The sequence below is a fragment of the Alkalibacterium sp. s-m-28 genome, assembly GCF_054658175.1.
The window spans coordinates 1-412 of sequence record NZ_BAAGIQ010000290.1 but is presented as its reverse complement, the minus strand read 5'-3'; the positions used below and the strand labels follow the sequence as shown (position 1 = coordinate 412).

Annotated in this window: 1 tRNA gene; it reads left to right on the top strand. The window is 39.1% G+C overall.

From position 1 onward, the window contains the following. The first annotated feature begins 50 nt into the window (after positions 1–50). A tRNA-Asn gene (locus tag ACYQ4S_RS12365) sits at positions 51–123 on the top strand. The last annotated feature ends 289 nt before the right edge of the window (positions 124–412 follow it).

Below are 412 nucleotides of genomic sequence, written 5' to 3'. Positions count from 1 at the left end.
AGCAGGACGTTGCCGTGCAGCTCTTTTTTTTTATAAAACATTCAAGTGATTCCGCAATAGCTCAGTTGGTAGAGCGCACGACTGTTAATCGTGTTGTCGCAGGTTCGAGCCCTGCTTGCGGAGTTTTGTCACGCTTATTTACCAGCGTTGATAAAAGTAACACCTTTAGGTGTGCTATAAACAGAGTAACATGATAAACGTTTAAAACTTTTTTTAAAAAAGTATTGACGGTTAATCAGTATAATGTTACGATGTATAAGTTGCTGCGAAATGCAAGCAACACACACTGAACGAGATAGATCTTTGAAAACTGAACAAAGTAGAAACAACCAAATGTGCAGGGGCCTTCGATTCTTTTGGAGTCGAAGGCAACAAACGAGTTAACATGGTTAACTCACAAGTAATACAATGA